This window comes from Streptococcus mitis subsp. hohhotensis (assembly GCF_020089495.2).
GTDB classification, from domain to species: domain Bacteria; phylum Bacillota; class Bacilli; order Lactobacillales; family Streptococcaceae; genus Streptococcus; species Streptococcus hohhotensis.
In genome coordinates this window covers 25157-47924 of sequence record NZ_JAIRCA020000008.1, presented here as the reverse complement: position 1 = coordinate 47924, position 22768 = coordinate 25157, and the positions used below count along the sequence as shown (strand labels likewise).

The following is a 22768-nucleotide window of genomic DNA, read 5'->3' as shown; positions in this document are numbered from 1 at the left end:
GAGGAGCAAGGCTTTTTGAGTTTCAATTATTCTTCTGTTCCAAGGAAGTTTTTAGCAACGAGGGCTGCAAGAACTCCACCAGCGATTGGGGCAAGGATGAAAATCCATACTTGTTGAAGGGCTGCGCCACCTACCAAGACAGCTGGTGCCAAGCTACGAGCTGGGTTTACTGAAAGTCCAGTAATGTTCAATCCCACAAGAATCATCGCCATCAAGGACAAACCGATTACCAAACCAGCAATCGCGCCATTGCCCTTGCTTGCTGAAGTCACAGTCATGATAACCAAAACAAACAAGAAAGTTGCGATAACCTCAAACAAGAAACCACCAAAGACAGTGACACCGTTTGCCAAGGCATTTTCACCAAGACTAGCAGTTGACATACCTGAATTAGCCAAGAGGAAGAAGATAGAAGCAGATGCTAAGAAAGCTCCAACTACTTGCCCAAGGATGTAGTTTACAAGCTCTGAAGATGACAAACGTTTGTTTACAAACATAGCGATCGAAACAGCTGGGTTCAAGTGAGCACCTGAAACAGTTCCGATTGAGTAAGCTGCAACCACGATTGCCAAACCAAAGGCAAAGGCAATTCCAAGGTGACCTAGGCCATCAAGACCATTTCCAAAAACAACAGCTCCTGTTCCGACGAACACAAGCATGAACGTACCGATTAACTCAGCAACAAATTTTTTCATTTTCTTTCTCCTTTTTTCAAAAACTAGATACTAGTCTATCAAAAGAAGGAAAGGGTTTCAAGAAAATTGATTGGAAAATACACCAGGAGACTAAGTCAGCTTTTAGGAAGGGTGTTTACATTAAAAGCCATCCGAAGATGGCTTCCTATTATTTTTTAGATGGAGTTTTCCCTCCAGCAATTGCATCGAATCCTGTCGTATCAACTCAAAACAAGAAAGAGAGTAGGTAAGTCAATCAATAAAACAACCCTCAATAGGACTAGACTGATTTTGATAAAGAGTATTCTTTAGGGAGCAATTAGATTTTTTATTTTACACGATAAAAATCAAATATCATCAATTATAGAAGCTGTTGTTCTTTTCTTAGTTTTATTATTTTCGATAATCTTGGAAGACCAATCAAAAATAAAATCCAATCTTTTAACAAACCATGATTCAATCCACTTACATAGATCCTCTTTATATTCTTCTGGGAATTGAGTATAATTCACATCTCCTTTTTTTTCTAAGAATTTAATTAGTTTTTTAGAACACTCATCTATTATTTCTGTATCATCTATATCATCTATGTTCAAACCAGAATCTTCAATAACCTTAAAATGTATTCGATAGAACGCCCTGTAATCTTCGTTAATAATAAAACCTATTCTCTCTGAATTTTTTTTAAATGGATTATTAGCTAGCTTAAATACTCTAAAGAAAATACTTATAAACTCTCCTAAATCCTGTGAACTTTTATATAATACTTTTACTCTATTTATTAGTTCAACGTATAAATTTAAATATATTCGATTTTGTTGAACTGTTAATAAGGTTGTAAGAAACGTTTTATTATATGCAATGTGATTTCCATCTTCAATAGCCCATGAAGTTAAAAGTTTCTTTTGCGTTTGATCATCTAATTTACTAACTCCAACACCAGCAAAATATTCTTGAAATGATCTATGAGAAAACTTATAAGAAACACCATCTTGTAAAATCATACACACATTAGAAATAGAATCCCTAATAAAATCTGAATTTACAAACTTCACTGTATTTTTTTCTTTGAAAGAATCAAGATAAGAATTAAAACTGTCAGTATTAAAGGTTATCTGTCCTTTGAAAAACGTTTTCATTGCTAGATAAGATAAAGCTTCTTTAAATTGTTCAAGAGATAAATTCGATTTCAATTCTCTTTTATAGCCCGATTTCGATGCATCATGTTTTTGATAGAGAGTATAAAATGCTAGGTTGTAAAAATCAGTTAGATTATTGGGAATAGATGCACCATCTTCATATGTCATTAACATAATAGTTAACAACAGAGGGATTGAAGCAAAAGATTCATGGTTATCATATAATGTATCTTTTAATTCTTTTGCAAACTTATTTTTTAATTTTGATTCATACTCTAATTTTAAAATGAGAGAAACAGCCTGCTCTTTAGTCAGTAACTTAATCTCATATTCTAAAAAATTAGACCAACCTATAAAATCATCGGACGGGCGAGAGCTAAGAATATACCTATTTTTATTATATATATCTACAAATTCTTTTAATGATTTGTCTAACACATTTCTATGAGTAGATATAATTTCATCAAGTCCATCAAATATTATAGTATATGCGCCAGATTTTAGTGTTTCTTGAAAATGTTCTCTCTCTATATTCAAATGATGACATTTAATCTCTTCAAAAATAAATAATTCAAAATCAAAATCATCCAATGGTTTCTCATTTATAGATTTTAATTCTATGAAAATTGGAATGCTACTTGCAGTGTCTATTTGGTTTATAAATATATGCTTCATGAGCATAGATTTACCTACACCGCCAGTTCCAGTAACAATTATTTTATTATTTTTCTGAAAAATCAAACTTGAATTTGTAGTGTCAACAACCTCTCCATTTCCAGATTCTAAAAACTGTGGTTCATAAAAATTATATAAAAATTTACCTTCATTTTTGTATAATAATGTCTTTACAGTAGAATATTTTTCATATGAATATTCCAAGTAATCTTTGAAAACAACTCCTAATTCGCTTTCGACTTTAAACTGTTTATCATTATAAAATTTTTTACTCCTCGCCCATAATTTGGGAAGCATTTTTACTAATGCATTTGTAATAGATTTTTCACTGGTAACTGGCATTATATTCTCCTATCATCTTCTGTAAATATTAAATAAACAATGACATATTGTATATCGGATTTTCAAAAAGATCAACTTTATTATAGAGTATTTTTCTTATCCCCCTACTCTCCCAACTGAGCACTGTAGGCAATAATCTGGTCAACTGTGTCTGACAAGAATTGGATGGTATCACGGAGTGGTTTATCTGTTGAAATATCAGCACCGATAATCATGGCTGACTCAAGTGGTGTCTTGCTACCACCTGATTTAAGGAGATTGAGCCAATCTTCAGCTCCAGTTTCTGAATGTTTCAGATGGAGGTAACCCGCAGTCGAGATAACAAGACCAGCAGAGTAAGTATAGCTATACAAGCCCATGTAGTAGTGAGCTTGGCGCATCCAAGTTAAAGCCGCATCGTCGTCAATTTCAATGGCATCTCCCCAGAAATCCGTCAAGACTTCCTTCATAATACTGTTGAGTTTGCTTGCCCCGAAGGTTTCTCCTTCTTCAATCAATGTATAAACCTTACGTTGGAAGGCTGCTTCCAAAAGGTGAGTGATAAAGTTATGGAAGTAGGTGTCTGTCAAGCGGTGAGCAAGAGCGAAACGTTTTTGACGAGGGTCGTCAGACTGGTGCTCCAAGTAGTCACTGAGGAGCAATTCATTGAAAGTTGACGGTGCTTCAACATAGTAGGTAGACATGTGGGCGTTGAAATAGCTTTGGTGATTGTCAGAAAAGATGAATTGACCAGAATGACCGATTTCATGAATCAAGGTATAGACATCGCTCAAACGGCCTGTCCAGCTCATGAGGACATATGGGTGCACGCGATATGGATCCGCCGCATAACCGCCAGAATCCTTGCCACTATTGGCAGCAAAGTCCACCCAGCGCTCTTCTTGATAGCGAGCAACTTCCTGACAATATTCTTGCCCCAAAGGTTCTACTGACTTCATGACCAAATCATAGGCATCGTCAATGGTCACTTGAGGATTGAGGGCACTATCCAAGTCCAATTTCCAGTCAGCAAAGGTCATCTTTTCAAGACCATTGACCTTGGCAACATGCTTGAGGTATCTCTGAGCAACGGGCGCAAAATCCTTCATGATGAGGTCAATCTGGCGGTCAAACATGGCACGATCCACTTCCTGCTCAGCCAGAAGATAATCAAAGACTGAGTCGTAACCCTTCATATCTGCCAGAAGTTTTTCAGACTTGACTTGGGCTAAATAGGCTGCCGCAGCCGTATTTTGGTGCTTACGAAGACCTTCTGAGAAGGAACGGAAAGATTTTTCACGAACCTCAGCATCCTCATGGTTTTGGTAGAAATTCTCATAGGTCACAAAGCTGTTTTTATAAGTCTTGCCATGAGCTTTAAAGTCAGCCATTTCAAAATCCCCAGCTCGCATCTTAGTATAAATGTCCTGCGGACTGTAGAAAACTTCTCCTAGATTGGTCAAGGCCTTCTCCACATCAGCCCCAAGGTAATGAGCTTTTTTGATTTTAGCCTGACGAATAGCTGCCGTCAAGTGAGGTAATTCACCCAAACGATCCAAGACTTCCTCATCGGCTTCCACCAAGGCATCGTCAAAGAAGGTCAAGGCTACGCTAGCATCTGTTTCAAATTCCATCCCAGCTTGGGCGATGTTAGCAAATTCCTCATTGCTATAGTCTGTCGTCTGTGGCATAAAGCCATAGTTGCCAATATGGCTCATCTGAATGTAGATTTGTTCCAATTCCGCAAAGGCCTTCTCGAAATCTTCAAAAGTGTGAAGATTGCCCTTGTAGTCACGGCTAAATTGATTGATGTCTTCTCGAGCCTTCTCGATTGCACGTAAGAAATCCTCACGGTCTTGGTATAGGGCTGTTAAATCCCAAAGTTCCTTCTCTGGAAATTCTGAACGGTGTTTTTGTTCCATTTTCTTCCTCTTATTTCTCTAATTCTAATAAAACACTAAGGGCTGATAAGGCGTAAAGCGGTGCTGTTTCTGCTCGCAAAATACGAGGACCAAGCCCTGCCAAGACTGCTCCCTTAGTTTCAAAACTTTCTATTTCTGCAGGTGACAGGCCACCTTCTGGACCAAAGATAAAGAGCAATTTGGCTCCTTTTTCAAGGTCACTAACTGCTTGTAAAAGAGCAGCAGCTTCACCTTCTTTGGCTGACTCTTCGTAGGCTACTATGATAGAGTCAAACTGGTCAAACTGAGCTAGAAAATCTGCTTTCTTTTCAAAAAGCTGGATACTTGGGACACGATTTCGCTTGCTTTGTTCTGCTGCTCCAAGAGCGATTTTTTCTAGTTTTTCAACCTTTTTACCCAATTTCTTGCCATCCCATTTGGCTACTGACCAGTCAGCAGGAAAGGCCCAGATTTGACTGGCACCTAGTTCTGTTACTTTCTGAGTGATAAACTCCAGCTTGTCTCCCTTGGGAAAACCAGATGCAATGGTCACTTGGACGGGCAGCTCCACATTGTCATCTAGTTCTTCTACCAATTCAAACTGACGAGCTTCCACATCCAGCACGTGCGCCAAACGTTTAATCCCATCATCAAAAACCAAAGTAACCTCATCATCTTCTTTCAAGCGCATGACCTGAAACATATGCTTGCTGGTTTCCTTGTCCTCAATGGTGACTGGCGAGGTAGCATTACCCTTGACAAAATACTGCTGCATACTAGCCTCCAATCACACCAGAGATATCCTTGGTTTTCTTAAAGACGCAGGCATTCCATTCCCCTTGAATCATATGAGTTTCAAGGAAAAATCCAGCTGATTCAGCCGACTGGCGCACCATGTCCCACTTATCCTTGATAATGCCACTCATGATGAGGTAGCCTTCATCCTTGACCAAGCGATAAGCATCCTCTGTCAGATGAATGAGAATATCCGCCAAGATATTAGCCACGATGACATCTGCTTCAATCTCAACACCCTTAAGCAAGTCTCCTGCTGCTACATGGATGTTTTCCATACCAGGGTTTAGCTCAATATTTTCCTGAGCAACTCGAACTGCCACATCATCCAGGTCGTAGGCAAAGATTTCCTTGGCACCAAGCAGCGAGCTGGCAATAGAGAGAACCCCTGAACCAGTCCCTACATCCAGCACCGTTTCCCCACCACGAAGAACCTGCTCCAAGGCAAAAAGGCTCATTTTGGTCGTTGGATGCGTCCCAGTCCCAAAAGCCATTCCTGGATCTAGCTTGATAATTTTTTCTCCCGCAGTCGCCTCGTATTCTGTCCAAGACGGCACGATGGTCAAATCATGAGTGATGCGAGTGGGCTCATAGTATTTCTTCCAGTTATCTGCCCAGTCTTCCTCAGCCAAGGCAGTCGTCCCCATTTTGACCTCTCCCAAATCCATAAAATCCGTCAATTCTGCTAAGCGAGCCTGCAAGTCCGCCTCAACCACTGCCACATCAACCGTATCAGGATAGTAGGCTGTCACAACGATTTCTTCTTGCTGCTCGACCTCTGGGAAAATCTCGCCGAAGCGGTCCACATTTCCCACATAGTCCATGCTGTCTTCAATCGCAACACCTTGCGCCCCCAGTTCAATCAGGAGGTTAGAAACTAACTCCTCTCCCTCACGCTTCACTGTAACTTTTAACTCTTGCCATGTTTCCATATTTAAGACACCAAGCCCGTAAAACACAAAGCCAAAATAGGAAATTCTCTGAAGACGCTTGTGTCTAAGAGAAGTTTATCTTTTTGGCACAGTGTTTAGGGCGGGTTCAGTTTAGAAATTTAACTGAACCATCCTTTCTAATCACTTACTTTTAAATAATCTTTTAATCTCTCTTGCAACTGCGGAACTACTTGACTGGAACTAAGAAATTCCTCAACATTCATGAGCTGATAGCCCTGTCCTTCATCTCCAAAGGTAATATTGTCAAATTGTTCTTGTCTTAGCTGACCAACCATAAAGACCGATTGCTTGCCTTCAAAGATTACGCTAGGATAAATTTTGCCCCAAAGCAAACAATCTTCATTTAAATGAATTCCCAGTTCTTCATAAACTTCACGCGCTGCGCATTCAAAGGGACTTTCATCCCCTTCACGGCCACCACCTGGCAACTCCCACATGTTGGGACAAGGGATATCGTCCTTGTCATCACGTAAGATAGTCAAGACCTTATCCCCACAAATCAAGGCAATCTTGCAACCTTGGAAATCAGTAAGTTCTATTTCCATATTAGACTCCTTCGGTTAATTCCTTTTCCAGCTCGGCTAACCAGTTTTCATAATAGCGTTTCTCATCCCGTAACATCCGGCTGCTATTCATTTTCTGTCTAGCAATCTTCATAGCCTTGTGAGTTTGAACTACATCTTTCCTTACCTTAAATTGATACCGAGCTTGAATGACCTGCATATCTGCTGTTTTTAGAGATAAAAAGGATTTGACTCCTCGAATACTTGCATATTCTTCCGCTTTCTTATTATCTCCTTCCATCAGAGCAATTTGAAGAAGGTATAATTGAGAAATAGTTTTAGACATTGGATTATCTGTTTTCTCTAGCACAGACTGAAACTGTTGCTTTGCAAGCTCTATATTATCATCCAATATGAATACCAACCCCTGAAGAGTCTGAACACTTTCTGCAAAACTCCCTCTCACCTCCTCATCGACAGGCATGATAAAGTCTTTTAAATCATATTCTTGAGGAGCTAGCAAGGTCTGGGCAGAATGCCTCAACATCAGGTAGGCGTATTTCGTATTTGCAGGGTATTGTAGCAATTCCCAAATTTTTGCGCCATCGGTGATGCCGACTGGCAAAATGTTATTTAGGAAGAAAGACAAATTAAGAAAAATCCAAGTCCCTGCAAAATACCAGCTTCTTGTCAAAAATCCAAACACTATCGCCAATAATATCAAGCTGAGATGAACCATCAAGCCTCCTGAAAGCATCAGGATGATTCTTTGATCGCTTTCATCCTCTTTTAAACCAATGTATTGAGCACCAACATTTTTCAGAATGGCTGTTCTACTAAGATGAAACCTGCCTGACTTTTTGGTCAAAATAAAATGTCCTAACCCAAAAGCCACCAGCCGATAGCCTGTCAAGTAGCCACAAAAAGCATGTTCCAGCTCGTGAAGAATAAAGATTAAATACATACTTAGAAGAGCGAAGGCATAACCAAAAGTAAAGACTAAAACTGCGGAATAACCCAACTCTGCAAATGCGATTGTTCCACAAGCAAAAGCCAGCATAATAAAGACAACAGCTAGCACATAAACCAAATAAATCCCAATTTTCTTCATAAAATCTCCAACCAACTCCTAGTATCTCGGATAAGGATAAAATTCTCCCTCTTTCAAGCCAACTTTTCCTTCTTCAAAGACTTCTTGGTTCCATTCCATAACAAATTCTTCTGCTTCTGGGTCTTCCAAAAAGTCCATGAGAGCATCTAATCCAACCTCGGCAGTATCTTTAAGGAATAGCGCAAAATAAGCTAAAAATTCACGAGAAAATCCTTTTTTAGGTAGGTAAGGAATAGCCGTCAAATAGTCTTCTGCATTGACGGTTGACTTAGCAGGATTGTAAAAAAGCACTGCTTCCTCAAAGAGGATATCATCTGATGAAACCTCTCCGTCCTCGTCCACCATCTCCACACCTGCAGCATTTTGCGCTTCCAATAGAAAACTCACTTCAACCGCGTGGTTGCGCTTGTCCCAACTAATCTCAAAGTCAAAGGGGAAGTTCTTCTCCAACTCTTCCTCTAAAACATCTAAAAATCCATATGTTGCCATTTTGTCCTCTTTCTATGCGACTCTTAAATCGCCCCGATTGCTCGGAAATATGCTAAAATAGATACTACCATCTTACCACAAAATTATTTTATGTCCTAATTATACCATATTACCTCATTTAAACCCTTGGTATCAGTGATTTTCTTAAACGGTTGATTTCCTTATTTTTTCCAAAAACTCAACACAAAAAGCCCTCGAAAGGGCTAGCAAATATATAGGATCAATAGACAAGTAACCAGCACAATTAGGAGTGCTTTTTTTATTGACTATTCCCACGATGTCACACTTAATCTTATGCTTGTATTTTCTTATCTGCAATAGCGTCTGTCAAAGTCTGAGAAAAGTTAAGTCCCATTTCTCGTCCCAACTTATCTGCCCATCTTGGTATGGTTAAGGTCTTTTTAATTGGTTCCTGACTTCCTAAGTACTCTGATACATCAACAGATACCATAGAAATAAAAGATTTATCAAGGTCATAGGTTGACTCAAAATCTTCATCATCTTTAAAAGGATCATTTTCAATCAAAGACAAGCTATTGATATCTGATGGCTGAGGTAATTCTCCATCACTCTCTATTAAATCTGCGACAGTAATTCCTAACCACTCCGAACCCATAGCCAAAGCCTCAGAAATCCCCTCGCCTTGTGTAGCTGAGTATTCAAAATCTGGGAAATGGACAAAATAAGTCGCTTCTGCTCCGTCTGTGTCGTCATAATAAAATAAAGCTGGATACGTCACTAACATTTCACTACCTCCCTATCAAAAAGCAGGGGCTGAATTTTACAACCCAGCTTGCTTTCGTATCCCTCTTTCAGTGTACTTATTCAGCTCACCATGAGGGATTGTGATAGGTCTTTCCCCTTGCTTCTCCATTTTAATATGGGAGCCTTTACCGCCTTTGGTCTTTATCCAACCATGAGCCGTAAGGAGTTTAACCATCTCTTTTTGTGTCATAGGCATAGCGCTTTTACCTCCTGACAACACCATTATAACACGTGTTACACGTATTGTAAAGAATGAGACGTATTATTCTCTTATACCATCAAAGATCCTAGATGTGGTTCTAAGGGTAGCCAATTTATTCATACCCATTTTTCTAATGAGTAGTAAATACTGCTTCTTTATCAAGCAAATCATCATCTGTATAGTCAATTGTAAAAGTATCTCGATTTAAGACAGACTGAGGCGGAGTTGAATGAATCATAGGAACACTGCGGACCCTATACTTTTTATATCCAATTTTTACAAACTGATTAACTCTCAAGTCTTTCAAATCAGAATTTTCAACAGTTATTACAAGGAGACGATTTACTACTTTAAAAACATCAATTATTCTATTTTTCATATTTTTCTAATTCATAATTATTAGAATGAACCTCTCGGTAAGCAAAATCAAGTTTAGGTTTAATGTTTTCTTACAAATCCAAAATCTCTTTTGGAGTATCTTCCCTGAAGAGAAATTTTCTTTTTCCTGAAATAACTTGATCACTAAGAATCCAATGACGAATTTGTTTTGTAAAAATCAAAATTTCCTGACTTGGTAATTCCATTCTTTCCATTTCTTATCACCTCTCTTTTCATTATAGTTCATGCAATAACATTTAGCAATATTATTTCTCAAATCAGTAATTCCACTTCTTTAGGCTCAACTATCCTATTTTGAGCTTTAAGAAAAATCAATTCTTTCATGCTGATATCTCTCCTCATCCAATTAAATAGTCAAAAAGCTTCTATCTCGCCCCCTGATTATTACAAAACCATTGAAATATCACAACTAATAGGCTAGAATGGACATAGTAAGATATATTAGATGAGTCATTCTACTCAAAAAATATGACACTAAAATCCACGTTAGAAAGGACTGCTATGCCAGACAATCTCGCGCTTCGCATGCGCCCTAAAACCATCGACCAGGTCATCGGTCAGGAGCATCTGGTCGGACAAGGAAAAATCATCCGCCGCATGGTGGAAGCCAACCGCCTGTCTTCCATGATTCTTTATGGACCTCCGGGAATAGGCAAGACCAGTATTGCCTCTGCCATCGCTGGAACAACAAAGTATACCTTTCGAACTTTCAATGCGACAGTTGATAGTAAAAAGCGACTGCAAGAAATTGCGGAAGAGGCTAAATTCTCTGGTGGTCTCGTCCTATTACTAGACGAGATTCATAGACTAGATAAAACCAAGCAAGACTTCCTCTTGCCTCTCTTGGAAAGTGGACTGGTCATTATGATTGGCGCTACGACTGAAAATCCTTTCTTTTCTGTCACTCCTGCCATTCGCAGTCGTGTTCAAATTTTTGAGTTGGAACCTCTGTCTAACCAAGACGTCAAAGAGGCACTTCAGATAGCTCTAAATAACCCTGAACGTGGTTTTGATTTTCCAGTAGAACTAGATGAGGATGCGCTGGATTTCATCGCAACCTCTACAAACGGAGACCTGCGCTCCGCCTTTAACTCACTGGATTTGGCAGTTCTCTCTACCCCTGAGAATGATAAGGGCATCCGCCATATCACCCTAGACATCATGGAAAATAGCCTGCAGCGGAGCTACATTACCATGGACAAGGATGGAGACGGTCACTATGATGTTCTATCTGCCCTGCAAAAGTCTATCCGTGGCTCAGATGTCGATGCCAGTCTTCACTATGCTGCCCGCTTGATCGAAGCTGGTGATTTGCCAAGTCTCGCTCGTCGTTTGACTGTTATCGCTTATGAAGATATCGGTTTGGCCAATCCTGAAGCCCAGATTCACACCGTGACTGCTCTGGATGCTGCCCAAAAGATTGGGTTCCCAGAAGCCCGCATTCTCATTGCCAATGTCGTCATTGATTTGGCCCTTTCTCCAAAATCCAACTCAGCCTATGTAGCTATGAATAAGGCTCTTGCCGACCTCAAAACATCAGGGCACTTGCCTATTCCGCGACACCTGCGTGATGGGCACTACAGTGGAAGCAAGGAACTGGGGAATGCCCAAGACTATCTCTATCCACACAACTATCCTGGAAATTGGGTCAAGCAAGACTATCTACCAGAAAAAATTCGTAATCATCACTATTTCCAAGCAGAAGATACTGGTAAATATGAACGGGCTTTGGCTCAAAGAAAGGAAGCTATCGACCGTTTGCGAAAAATCTGAAATCCTTTTCAAAAAATTGCACTTTCCTCTTGATTTTTTTTGAAAAAGTGGTATTATATAAACATAGAAACGCTGTGGTGTACGACTTCACACTTAAGTGTTGACCGACTATTTTTTGTATTATTAGGGAAACAAAAGTCTTCTAACAGCATGTAGGCCGTCTCACACGGAAACAGCTTCAGTTAGAGCGAGTTGCCCACCTGCTTAATTGCGCGGGTTCAATACAAACCGTGAAGTTTCGGCACCAATACAGCTTTTTTCTTTGCCTCCTTAGCTCAGCTGGCAGAGCAGCGGACTCTTAATCCGTGGGTCACAGGTTCGATCCCTGTAGGGGGCATCTAAATACAACAGGAAAAGCCTTGATTTACAAGGCTTTTTTGCTTGTCTATAACTGATTTACCCCATCATTTGTCCCACATTTTAAATCTATCTTTTCTTTTTGAATCAAATTACATCTTTACAAATAGTGTAAAGCCAGTTACTTTTGCTTTGATGCCATACAATATTTTCATGTAGAGAAGACAAATTTTATCTTCTCTTTTTATTTTCAAAATAATAAAAACTGATTTTCTTTTCATAAATCAGACTGAAACTTCCAAATTTTCCATTTTGTTTATTGATATTTCCTCTAAAAAGGTGTATAATATTTTTATTATCAAACTATACTATACTATATAGGGGGTATTGAAATGAAATTTTCTAATCGTTTACTGCTATTCCTTGCAGGAGTTGTTTTTGTCCTTTTAGGACTTTTCCTATTTACACACCCAGTAGCTAATCTTGTTGCTTACAGCTGGTGGATTGCATTTGATTTACTGGTTGCTTCTATAGCAGCTCTTTTAGGCTATTTCTCTGCACCAAAAGAGCTTCGCTCACCTGTTTATCTTTTCCAAGGGTTTGTTAGTCTTCTTTTAGCTCTTTACCTCGTTGCTTATGGCTTTGTGACCCTGCCGGTCGTCATTCCAACTATTTTAGGAATTTGGTTAATTGTAGAAGCCATTATAGTTTTCTTTAAAGGCAATCGTCTGGGATTGATTTTCCCTATTATTGGCAACCATATCATGTGGGTAGCCTTGCTTGTATTTTTACTAGGTCTAGTGATTCTGTTCAATCCAGTGGCTACAGGTGTCTTTGTCGTTTATGTCATTGCCTTTTCATTTTTAGTTACTGGCTTCACCTACATTATTGAGGCCTTTCGTAAATAATCTAGTTGCCATTTTGGGCATATTAAAATAGCTGGGAAGTTACATTCTCAGCTTTTTCTGTTGCCTCCTTAGCTCAGTTGGTAGAGCAGTAGACTCTTAATCTATGGGGCGCAGGTTCGAGCCCTGCAGGGGGCATCTAAATCAACAGGAATAAGCCTTGAAACCAAGAATTTTTTGACGTCCAATAGCTTTTTGTAGAAAAGTATTTAAAAATAAAAGAGAAGAGAATCTCTCACTCTCTTCTCAGTATATCTTATTAAATTTAGTTTTTCTTAATCTACCTGATTTTCCTTTGCAACGACAAATTCTTTAACCAGTCGATAGATAACAGCAAATACGGGGGTAAAGAATATCATTCCAAGTAGTCCGAAAAGATTCCCTCCGATACTAGCAGCCGCAAGCGTGAAAAGGGCTGGTAAGCCAATAGATTGACCCACAACTCTAGGATAAATAAGGTTTCCTTCAATCAGCTGTATAACTTGATATAGAAGAAGAGAAAGTAAGGCTTGAGTAGGACTCACTGTGAAGATAAAAATCGCTCCCACAACACAAGCAATCATAGGCCCTACATAAGGAATGAACGATAGCACTCCTGCAAAGATACCTGTCATTACTCCATAGGGTATCCCAAACACGCTGTAACCAACCGCTATCATAACTCCTATGATAACTGCTTCAATCAGCTGACTCATCAAAAATTGGTCATAAGTCTCTAGTGCTACTTGTCCAATGTAAGTCAACTTTATCACCACCTTCTCTGGAAGAAAAACTTTTAGAAGTCGACTCGTCATCGCTGCCAAATGTTCCTTACTGGATAAAAATAAAAAGGTGAAGACTATAATCAAAAAGGCATTCATCAAACTTGAAAAAATATTGCCGATATTACTAGTCAGACCGGATAAGAAGGTTATCAAAGCTTGACTAATAGAGCTAGACTGTCCCTGAATTCCTGATACGATAGTTGACAGCATGTCTTTGGTTACAAATTCCGAGCTGTCTAGCAATTTCCCAAGTTGAGTCAGGACTGTTGAAAGGACTGCTCCCAGCTGACTAATAGTCTGAGCAAGGGTTGGAAGCACCAAAACCAAAAGACAGATCACGATTAAGATAAGAGATAGGAAAACAAGCACCATAGCAATCGGACGGCGCAACCCTGCCTTTACCTTCATTTTAACTAGGAATTCTTCAATTTTTTTCATGGGAACATTGAGCACAAAAGCAATGACAGCACCATAAATCAAGGTAGAAGTTACTTCAAAGAGAGATACTGCCCCTGATATAAAGCTTGATGCATTCAGAATTACAAGAGTAACCAGCCCTATAAAAAGGATTAATGGGGTGTATTTTTTTACTAAATTCATAAATTCTCCTTAATAAACATGTTTAGATACGACTATACTATTTGGTTTTTCAAACTCTCGGTCAAGGTAAGCTTGGTAAGTTCCTGGTGCGATAAATCCTTTGGGTGAGAGGATATCGGTGCCAGCCTGACCGACTATGGTATCAGCCAAGAGCACACAGTTTGTAGATAAGACAAAGTAGGATTTAAACTTAGATTTGATAAATTTATAAAGTTCCCCATCTGTCTCATGTCTGATTTTATAAGCGTAGGTGTAGTCTTCCTTACCATCACCTGTCATGATTTTATCTGCACTTGGCTCCCATGGAATCGTCAGTTGTTTCAATTCAGCCAACTTTTTCTGAACTGCTTTTTCCATTTCAGGCGTCAAATCTATCCCATAACCAAAAAGCGTTTTTTGACTCTCACGTTTACATAGGTCAATGTACTTGTCACGATCACAGAAATATAAGACACCATCTCCTACCATGCCAAATAAGGTCTCAGAAGACGGATCATAGTTGCCATAAGAAATAACACGGCCTTGATAGCAGATATCCACATGACCAATTGCCGAAAACAGAGAGGTCTCAGCTGTATGAACAAAAATTTCAAGCTCCGCTGTCTTACCAGACTTCACCATTCCAAGATGGATATCCTCTCTCTCATCAGCATTTTCCTGCATGAATTTGTTGATTTTTGCTAAAGTTCTTGCAGGGATGAGAGCGGCTAGGACAATAGGTAAGCTAATTCTAATACGACGTTTGAGATGGTTTTTCCCAATTTCCCCTTCAAATAAGAAACCGTCACGGATATTGGACAGACCATAAAGGAAAAAATAAGCCCCTAATACAAAGAGTTGAAAGACAGAATTTCCTGTAGAGGACAAAAGACTAGTCCCACCAAGAAAAACTAGTACGAGTCCATCTAGTAAGAGACGAAAACGAGGTCGAATTTTGTTTTTGCGGTAGAGAACATAGGTGACAAGGTTAATACTAGCATGAAAAATCTGATAAACTCCAATCACAAGAGCCAAAATATAAATCGGCACATCCGTCGCAAGATTGGAGCCAAGCAAATATCCCAGCACTAACAATTTAACCAGTGCAACTCCCAAGGTATCCGTTGACTGGCTTTTTTTGAAAACTCTTAATAGCAAATCTACGACCGTTGCTATCCAAGCTAAAAACAGAACCAGGCGAATAACTGTTACTGGCAACCAAGTCCCCGTGACCATCAAGATGAGACCTAGCAGAACAAACAAGAACCCCTGAGCAAGTAATTTCTTACCTGTCAGACCTAAAGATAGAATTTTCGCCATATAAAAACCTTTCAACAATAAAAATTAAACACTCCGATTAAACTGACTAGTAAATAGCCAACACTACAAACAGCCTGTGCCAGCAACATATGGTGACTAGAAATGACTGTAGTAATGTCACCATCTTGTCTTATGCACTTCTAAAATTTGTTATATTGATTAGAAACCAGAGCTTATAAAAACTAGCTAAACTCGAGAGATAGACACAATTGCGACGAAAAAATGTATAACCAATTCAACTTGTTAAGGTAAGAAAGCATTATTTCCAATCTATTAATTATTCATCTATTACCTATTATGACACAATATTCCCTATAGTTCAACTTTTTACTTGTTTTTATATTACACGGACTAAAAAGTTTTCAACAGTTGATTGCATTTGTTTTAATAAGTTTTAACCTTTCTTGGTTAGATAAAAAAAGAACCATACAGTTTAGAATCTGTATGGTTTTTGCCCCACTTTTGTCCCATTTTTAAATCATGACATTGAAAATACCTAAAAGTATTTCCCTAAAATCAGCTATATTTCAACATTTTTGTTTATTTTCAATATGAAAAGTTCTTACAAATTCATGTAGGGGGCATCTAAATACAACAGGAAAAAGCCTTGGAATCAAGGCTTTTTTGTGTAGTCTTAGCACTAAAAAACGATAGAAAAAACACCCCTTCTGAACTGCACCCCAAAAGTTAGACAGAAAAAACCTAACTTTTGTGGCGCAGTTCATTCGCGCCACATAAAATTATTTAAGCATATCCTTTTCTCTCATTACCATTTTCTGTTATAATAAATTGTACTTCTAAAATAGAAAGGTCTTAAGATGACAACTCTTATTAAACATAAACGTGTAGAATTTTCAGAACTTTTTTTATGACTTAGTTTTTGTTTTTGCAATTTCAAAAGTAACTGCTTTAATTCACCATCTTCATAACGGTATTTTGACTTGGAATTCTTTGCTTGATTTTTTCATGTCTGTCTTGCTTCTCACTGATTCATGGATGATTCAAACCGTTTATACCAATCGCTATGGAAAGAACTCTTTATTTAACATGGTAATCATGTTTATCAAAATGGGACTTTTACTCTTTATATCCAATTTGATTAAAGATGATTGGCAACAATATTTTCATTATGTCTGTTGGGCTATTGGTACATTAACCCTTACCTTATTTTTTCAATATTTGGTTGAGTTTTTTAAAAAATCAACCGATAATGTTCATAGGGAAAGTATCAAAGGTTTTCTATGGATAACAGGTCTACGAAGTTTAGAAATCTATCTAGCAGCTCTTCTTCCTATTTACATTGGAGTCTATATCCTTTATGCTAGTATTCTGCTAACATTTATTACGCCAATTACCTCGATTAGTAAAGATGATCATTTCCAGATAGTTCTCCCCCATTTAATCGAGCGCATCTCCCTTCTTGTCATTATTACGTTTGGAGAGATGATTATGGAGCTAGCTAACTTCTTTACAATCGAGAATTTCTCGATTTATTCGGTTCTTTATTTCATTATTATGATTTCTCTGTTCTTGTTTTATTTTGGTCAATTCGACCATGCTATTGATGAAAAATCTAATCAAAAGGGGCTATTTCTAATTTACAGTCACTATCCTATTTTCATTGGGCTTATGATGATGACTGTATCGATGAGTTTTCTTCTGAATCCTGAAGCTAATCGTCTCTTTGCAACCAGCTTCTTTTATATCGGAATTGGCCTCTTCCAAGCTGCTGTCCTAGCAAATGGGCCCTATAACAAACACTATCTTCGCTATTCGAAAAGTTACTACTGTGTCCAAGCTACACTCTATCTGGCTGCCTTGATTCTCTCTTTAATCTTTGCTTCTAATCCTATAATAGTAGTAAGTATTACAACCATTTTAGCTCTAGCTATAGCTATTCATTCTATTTATTTTTATATGACACAGACTAAAAAACATTCCACACCTTACTGGGAGTTGTTTTAATGAGTTTATAAGATTAAAAAGCTTTGGGAACCAAGGCTTTTTTTTCATTAATTTGTTTTTCCATTTTATCCTCCAATTTGATCTCGCACTGACATTTATTTATAACAAAACTATATATCTAGAATAGCATAATCATTAGGTATTATAGGTTTTCAAACCAAATACGAGTCATTCGTTTTTGCCCCACTTTTGCCCCATTTTTAAATCCTGACATTGAAAACACCTAAAAGTATTTCCCTAAAATCAGCTATATTTCAACATTTTTGTTTATTTTCAATATGAAAAGTTCTTACAAATTCATGTAGGGGGCATCTACATACAACAGGAAAAGCCTTGGAATCAAGGTTTTTTTCGTATCTTCTACAAAAAAAGCAAGAGTTTTAGAGGACTATGACTCTAGATGTACATTTTACTTAAATGACTGAAGGTCTTTTCTTAATAAAAACACCCCAAAAATTAGATTTTTTCTGTCTAACTTTTGAGGTACAGTTCAAAACGCGAAATAGCATTTTTTATTTTAGGTTACTCGTCTAATCGAACAAACATCATTGCGTTAAGCAAAGAAATGAGAGCGACTGTATTGACATTATTGGAATAGATCAGTCTCTTATTTTCAATAGGTGGAATAATAAAATTTGAAATAATGATGTCGTAAGGTGATTCTTTTAGAGCATCAAGGGACAACTCTAATTCATCCCAAACTTCAAGTTCAAAATTGTTGCTGCAATAATAAGAAAGTGTCTCTGCAACGGATTTTGCATGATACTGATCAAAATTACTCATAACCAGAACCTTCAGCTTTGGCTGATTTTGTAGTAGATTAAGCACCAAATGTTTGGTATGAGTGATGAAGGTATAAGATAGATGATTTACCATCATTGAACTAGAACAAACCTCAAGAGTCTCTAAATAATGAGAAAGCTCTTTTTTTACATCTGAAACAAATTTAGGAAAAATATTTTGAAAGTTCCTGATTGTATTCCCTTTTTGATCAAATAAAATAAACTCAGTGGACAACTCTTGACGATACAGATGTGCGGTATTATGCAGATGCCAAATCAGATTATCCTTATTCTCAATCTCAATCTGATACTTGACTGAAATCTGATCAATAAAATCACTCAATAGATGGTAAGATTTTTCAACATAGCTATCCTTTTTTACGCATTTCAAAAAGAGACTTTCATCTATGAAAAACATTTTTTGAAAGTAAGACACAAATAATTGGCAAACAACTTCTTCATCTAAAGAGATATTGTATTCTGATTCAAAACTCTGAGCAACACCTTCTATTCGTTCTGCCTGCATTAAAAAATCCAAACTTTGATCGTTAAAAGAGTCTTTATCTACTTCCATGAAATGACCAAACTTTATTCTATATAGGTTCGTAACTAGGAGCAACTTTAGCATTCTATGAGTCGACAAATTCATTGGAAAGCTTGTTTCCTTATAAACCAATTCTAACAATTGAGATAGGGGCTCTGATGAAAAATTTTCAAATGGCCATTCTAGGAAATAATATTTTTCTGAAAAATATTGTGCAAAAAAGTAACGAATGTCTCTCTCATTTCCAATGATTTGAACAGGGGTCAGACTGATTTCAAATTGAAATTGCCTTTTAATCACTTTATTGATTTGGCTAATAATACGATAGAGCGAAGATGAACTGATATAGAATTCTTTACAAATACTTTCAGCTTGACAACCTTCATTAAAGAAGATAAATTCTAAAATCGAAAAATGAGTTGAATGCTTAAAGAAATGATGGTAAACCATTTCAATATCACTATCATCGGTATTAATAATGCGTATACCATTAGTCGAAGAATGAAAAATCAAGTCAGGAAAAGCAGATTTAACATGGGATAGATCATCTTTGACTGCATGTTCTGTACAATTTAATAACTCTGCTAGTTCAGAACGATGAAACCATCGTTTATGTTCAAATAATAATTCTAATTGCCTATGACTTTTTAGATAATAAATCTCTCATGAATGTCTTTCTCTTTTTATAAATTATCGGATTTCACCTCTTGCAATTATACCACAAAGAATAGGTATAGCATGATATAACAACTTTTACTAAGATCCTTTATTTCGTATAATAACACTAGGAGGCAATATATAAACAATTTTCTTATTTTACCGTCTATTGAGGGCGTGAATACAGAATCAAATTCAAGTCGAAAGATTATATTTTTATTTTTAAAAATTTATATGATAGCAACAATCAAAGAATTTGATTTTTTATATTAAAATTATATAATAATCAAAATAATTGATTATTTTATATCAAAATTATATAATAGCAATAATCAAAGGAATTGATTTATTTTTTGATATTAAAATAAAAAGGAGGGTAAGCAATATTGTGGTCAATCATTGCTGGAGGTCTTATTGGACTTGTAGCAGGTAGAATCACTAAAAAAGGTAGTTCTATGGGAATCGTCGCAAATGTATTCGCTGGTTTAGTCGGGTCATCTGTAGGACAATCCCTTTTAGGTAGTTGGGGCCCATCCATCGCTGGAATGGCTTTGATCCCATCTATTGCAGGAGCAGCAATTGTTGTTACTGTAGTATCATTCTTTACAGGTAAAAAATAATTACTTGTAGTAATAAACTATTTTTAAATAGTTTAGACGGGTAAAAATAGTTTAAATGTTAAATCGAAAGGATTGTATATGTCAAAAGCAAAGAAAATATGTTTCATTATTTTCTGTATTTTAATCTTGACAATTTTCCTTCCTGTTTTGATAGATTATCATCAAGTTAGTGATCTAGGCATTCAGCTATTTAGCTGGAGACAGAATCATTTCGTTGAATTCTATCTCTCTAGATATATATTCTGGGGGATAGTGGCTCTATCAACTTTAGTTTTGTTATCGATGTTAGTTGTGTTGTTTTATCCTAAACGTTATTTGGAAATTCAACTTGAAACTAAAAACGATACATTGAAATTAAAGAATTCAGCAATCGAAGGTTTTGTTAGAAGTTTGGTGAGTGATCATGGATTGATCAAGAACCCAACTGTTCATGTAAATTTACGAAAAAATAAATGTTTCGTTCATGTAGAAGGTAAAATTCTTCCTTCGGACAACATCGCTGACAGATGCCAACTAATTCAAAATGAAATAACTAATGGATTGAAGCAGTTTTTTGGTATTGAGCGTCAGGTTAAACTAGAAGTTCTAGTAAAAGACTACCAGCCTAAACCAAAACCTCAAAACAAAAAGACTGTTAGTCGTGTGAAGTAAGGAAGTAAAAAATGGAATGGCTTAAACAATATCGATATCCAATAATCGCAGGTCTCATAGGCGTATTTCTCGCTTGTTTGATTATCTCCTTTGGCTTCTTCAAAACAATATTTGTATTGATTTTAGGAGCACTGGGAGTTGCAGCTGGATTATATATCGAAAAAAACTATATAGATAAATAAAAATTACTAATTTAATTAAAGGAGTTTCATATGTCAAACGAAAAAAACATTAACACTAACGTAGAAAAGAAAGATGCTACTGCTGTAGCTCACGAAATCAAAGGAGAACTTACTTACGAAGATAAAGTTATCCAAAAAATCATTGGTCTGTCACTAGAAAACGTTTCAGGTCTTTTGGGAATCGACGGTGGTTTCTTCTCAAATCTTAAAGAAAAAATCGTTAACAGCGATGACGTAACAAGTGGTGTTAACGTAGAAGTTGGTAAAACACAAGTTGCAGTTGACTTAAACATTATTGCTGAGTACCAAAAAAATGTTCCAGCTTTATATTCAGAAATCAGAGAAATCGTATCTTCAGAAGTTGCTAAAATGACTGACTTGGAAGTTGTTGAAATCAACGTAAACGTTGTCGACATCAAAACAAAAGAACAACATGAAGCAGACTCAGTAAGCCTTCAAGATCGCGTATCTGACGTTGCTGAATCAACAGGAGAATTCGCTTCAGAACAATTCGAAAAAGCTAAATCTGGTCTTGGATCTGGTTTCTCAACTGTTCAAGAAAAAGTTAGCGAAGGTGTAGAAGCTGTTAAAGGTGCAGCAACTGGTGTAGTATCTCACGAAAAAACTCGTGTAAACTAAGATAAAATAAATATAACAGGAAAAATTATCATGTCAGTAGAAGAAAAATTAAATCAAGCTAAAGGTTCTATTAAAGAAGGTGTTGGAAAAGTCATCGGTGATGAAAAAATGGAAAAAGAAGGAACAGCTGAAAAAGTTGTTTCTAAAGTAAAAGAAGTTGCTGAAGATGCCAAAGACGCTGTAGAAGGCGCTATCGAAGGTGTTAAAAACATGTTGAGTGGCGACAATAAATAAGGCTAAAAGTTGCTTTACCTTTTTAGTAACATTAGTCAAAAGAGTCTGAGTCAAGATGATTCTCAGAAAACAAAAAGCTAGAGATTTCCAATTGCGGAACTCTAGCTTTTTAATTTTGCCTCTTTCTCTTATTATATTTCAGCAGGTTGTTGGCCATGAGTACGAATCCTATGTCAATTCTCACTTGACGCTTACCTCTCAGATGACATCTCTTATAACCAAGCAAACCTTTATCTGCCCAAAGACAGATTTCATATCAATCTTACGTTTAGCGAAAATTTGTCTACCCTTGGAAGATAAAAATGCCTGATATTCTTTAGTTTTTAAACACTGGTAACGTTCATTTATATACAGTCCCTTTTGAGGGGCTGATTCAGGTTCATCATCGCAGTCAACATTGATTTCAAGGATTTTTACTTTCTATCTACCCTTTTTCATGATGTATTTTCGTATAGGTGTTTCAACCATTTGAACGATTTCAAATCCTTCTTTTTGATAAAGATTCTGAGCTCTTTGATTTGCCTCGAAGACATTTAGAGAAATACTATCTATATCTTCATTTTCAAATACCAAACTAACAAATTTCCTTAAAGCCTGGCAACCTAAGCCTTGCCCCTGTTTCTGAGGATTGATAAAAAATCTTCCAATATGAAGATTACTGTCTTCTAGCCTGATTTTTTGTATTAGCCCCACAAACTCTTGTCCATCAAAGATTGAAAAGATTCCTTCCAAATCTTGAAAAACTTGAATTGTCAAGGGAAAAGGAATCCTTGGTCCCATCCATTGTTCTTGAAAGGATTTGCCAAGGGAGTTGGACCATTGACATACGAATTGAGCGTTTTTTGTGCTCACCTTTTCTTCAAAACGAATTATCATCTTTGCCTCACCATCTTATCTATGTTTCTCCATTATACTACTTCTCTCATTTT

General features: G+C 37.1%; 21 protein-coding genes, 2 tRNA genes and 4 pseudogenes. 10 read left to right on the top strand and 17 right to left on the bottom strand.

What is annotated here, in order from left to right; genetic code table 11:
* Window positions 1-26 precede the first annotated feature (26 nt).
* The 12 genes and pseudogenes from K4Z77_RS04670 to K4Z77_RS04615 form a co-directional block, all read right to left on the bottom strand.
* Window positions 27-695 (bottom strand): MIP/aquaporin family protein, encoded by a 669-nt coding sequence (locus tag K4Z77_RS04670; RefSeq protein ID WP_224218604.1) that lies wholly within the window; start codon window positions 693-695, stop codon window positions 27-29.
* A gap of 326 nt (window positions 696-1021) precedes the next feature.
* Window positions 1022-2830: an NACHT domain-containing protein gene (locus K4Z77_RS04665; protein ID WP_224218603.1), complete on the bottom strand. Its 1809-nt coding sequence runs from the start codon at window positions 2828-2830 to the stop codon at window positions 1022-1024.
* A 104-nt stretch (window positions 2831-2934) separates the two neighbouring features.
* A complete protein-coding gene (gene pepF / locus K4Z77_RS04660) occupies window positions 2935-4731 on the bottom strand; it encodes an oligoendopeptidase F (protein WP_224218602.1) in 1797 nt (598 codons plus the stop codon).
* Window positions 4732-4741: 10 nt separating this feature from the next.
* On the bottom strand, window positions 4742-5485 hold the full coding sequence (locus K4Z77_RS04655) for a 16S rRNA (uracil(1498)-N(3))-methyltransferase (protein ID WP_224218601.1): 744 nt from the start codon (window positions 5483-5485) through the stop codon (window positions 4742-4744).
* Window position 5486: 1 nt separating this feature from the next.
* On the bottom strand, window positions 5487-6437 hold the full coding sequence (prmA, locus tag K4Z77_RS04650; RefSeq protein WP_224218600.1) for a 50S ribosomal protein L11 methyltransferase: 951 nt from the start codon (window positions 6435-6437) through the stop codon (window positions 5487-5489).
* A gap of 137 nt (window positions 6438-6574) precedes the next feature.
* Entirely contained in the window at window positions 6575-7003 is a 429-nt protein-coding gene (locus K4Z77_RS04645; RefSeq protein WP_224218599.1) for an NUDIX hydrolase, read from the bottom strand.
* 1 nt (window position 7004) lies between these two features.
* Window positions 7005-8072, bottom strand: coding sequence for a site-2 protease family protein (locus K4Z77_RS04640; RefSeq protein WP_224218598.1), 1068 nt, complete (start codon window positions 8070-8072; stop codon window positions 7005-7007).
* An 18-nt stretch (window positions 8073-8090) separates the two neighbouring features.
* On the bottom strand, window positions 8091-8561 hold the full coding sequence (locus tag K4Z77_RS04635) for a DUF3013 family protein (protein WP_224218597.1): 471 nt from the start codon (window positions 8559-8561) through the stop codon (window positions 8091-8093).
* Window positions 8562-8853: 292 nt separating this feature from the next.
* A complete protein-coding gene (locus K4Z77_RS04630) occupies window positions 8854-9306 on the bottom strand; it encodes a type II toxin-antitoxin system HicB family antitoxin (protein WP_224218596.1) in 453 nt (150 codons plus the stop codon).
* 36 nt (window positions 9307-9342) lie between these two features.
* Window positions 9343-9522: a type II toxin-antitoxin system HicA family toxin gene (locus K4Z77_RS04625; protein WP_001132279.1), complete on the bottom strand. Its 180-nt coding sequence runs from the start codon at window positions 9520-9522 to the stop codon at window positions 9343-9345.
* 136 nt (window positions 9523-9658) lie between these two features.
* The gene (locus K4Z77_RS04620; RefSeq protein ID WP_224218635.1) at window positions 9659-9907 is read right to left on the bottom strand and encodes a hypothetical protein; all 249 of its coding nucleotides are present in this window, start codon (window positions 9905-9907) and stop codon (window positions 9659-9661) included.
* Window positions 9897-10143: pseudogene (locus K4Z77_RS04615) on the bottom strand (hypothetical protein). The gene K4Z77_RS04620 and the pseudogene K4Z77_RS04615 overlap by 11 nt, the downstream one beginning before the upstream one ends.
* A 285-nt stretch (window positions 10144-10428) precedes the next feature.
* Here K4Z77_RS04615 and K4Z77_RS04610 point away from each other — a divergent pair.
* From K4Z77_RS04610 to K4Z77_RS04595, 4 genes are all read left to right on the top strand, one after another.
* Window positions 10429-11700: a replication-associated recombination protein A gene (locus K4Z77_RS04610; protein ID WP_224218595.1), complete on the top strand. Its 1272-nt coding sequence runs from the start codon at window positions 10429-10431 to the stop codon at window positions 11698-11700.
* A gap of 264 nt (window positions 11701-11964) precedes the next feature.
* Window positions 11965-12037 (top strand) — tRNA-Lys (locus tag K4Z77_RS04605).
* 352 nt (window positions 12038-12389) lie between these two features.
* The gene (locus tag K4Z77_RS04600) at window positions 12390-12905 is read left to right on the top strand and encodes a DUF308 domain-containing protein (protein WP_148886915.1); all 516 of its coding nucleotides are present in this window, start codon (window positions 12390-12392) and stop codon (window positions 12903-12905) included.
* Between the two features lie 62 nt (window positions 12906-12967).
* Window positions 12968-13040: transfer RNA gene (locus K4Z77_RS04595), tRNA-Lys, on the top strand.
* A 137-nt stretch (window positions 13041-13177) separates the two neighbouring features.
* On the opposite strand, the gene K4Z77_RS04590 is transcribed toward K4Z77_RS04595, so the two are convergent.
* A complete protein-coding gene (locus K4Z77_RS04590; RefSeq protein ID WP_224218594.1) occupies window positions 13178-14266 on the bottom strand; it encodes an AI-2E family transporter in 1089 nt (362 codons plus the stop codon).
* A 9-nt stretch (window positions 14267-14275) separates the two neighbouring features.
* On the bottom strand, window positions 14276-15565 hold the full coding sequence (locus tag K4Z77_RS04585; protein WP_001062791.1) for a hypothetical protein: 1290 nt from the start codon (window positions 15563-15565) through the stop codon (window positions 14276-14278).
* An 818-nt stretch (window positions 15566-16383) separates the two neighbouring features.
* Between K4Z77_RS04585 and K4Z77_RS04580 the strand changes: the two are divergent.
* A pseudogene (locus tag K4Z77_RS04580) lies at window positions 16384-17530 on the top strand (low temperature requirement protein A).
* A gap of 522 nt (window positions 17531-18052) precedes the next feature.
* On the opposite strand, the pseudogene mgaSpn reads toward K4Z77_RS04580, so the two are convergent.
* A pseudogene (mgaSpn, locus tag K4Z77_RS04575) lies at window positions 18053-19523 on the bottom strand (virulence factor transcriptional regulator MgaSpn).
* Between the two features lie 373 nt (window positions 19524-19896).
* Between mgaSpn and K4Z77_RS04570 the strand changes: the two are divergent.
* From K4Z77_RS04570 to K4Z77_RS04550, 5 genes are all read left to right on the top strand, one after another.
* Entirely contained in the window at window positions 19897-20133 is a 237-nt protein-coding gene (locus tag K4Z77_RS04570; protein WP_049522036.1) for a GlsB/YeaQ/YmgE family stress response membrane protein, read from the top strand.
* 78 nt (window positions 20134-20211) lie between these two features.
* Window positions 20212-20784 (top strand): alkaline shock response membrane anchor protein AmaP, encoded by a 573-nt coding sequence (amaP, locus tag K4Z77_RS04565; protein ID WP_020901648.1) that lies wholly within the window; start codon window positions 20212-20214, stop codon window positions 20782-20784.
* A gap of 11 nt (window positions 20785-20795) precedes the next feature.
* Window positions 20796-20966 carry a DUF2273 domain-containing protein gene (locus tag K4Z77_RS04560; RefSeq protein ID WP_000455064.1) on the top strand — a complete coding sequence of 57 codons (171 nt, stop codon included), beginning with the start codon at window positions 20796-20798 and terminating at the stop codon, window positions 20964-20966.
* 30 nt (window positions 20967-20996) lie between these two features.
* On the top strand, window positions 20997-21605 hold the full coding sequence (locus K4Z77_RS04555) for an Asp23/Gls24 family envelope stress response protein (protein ID WP_000064110.1): 609 nt from the start codon (window positions 20997-20999) through the stop codon (window positions 21603-21605).
* A 30-nt stretch (window positions 21606-21635) separates the two neighbouring features.
* Window positions 21636-21839 (top strand): CsbD family protein, encoded by a 204-nt coding sequence (locus K4Z77_RS04550; RefSeq protein ID WP_000109963.1) that lies wholly within the window; start codon window positions 21636-21638, stop codon window positions 21837-21839.
* Window positions 21840-21948: 109 nt separating this feature from the next.
* Here K4Z77_RS04550 and K4Z77_RS09765 read toward each other — a convergent pair.
* Window positions 21949-22244, bottom strand: a pseudogene (locus K4Z77_RS09765) (transposase); the annotation flags it as partial.
* A 15-nt stretch (window positions 22245-22259) separates the two neighbouring features.
* Window positions 22260-22715 (bottom strand): GNAT family N-acetyltransferase, encoded by a 456-nt coding sequence (locus K4Z77_RS04545; protein ID WP_224218593.1) that lies wholly within the window; start codon window positions 22713-22715, stop codon window positions 22260-22262.
* Between the last annotated feature and the right edge of the window lie 53 nt (window positions 22716-22768).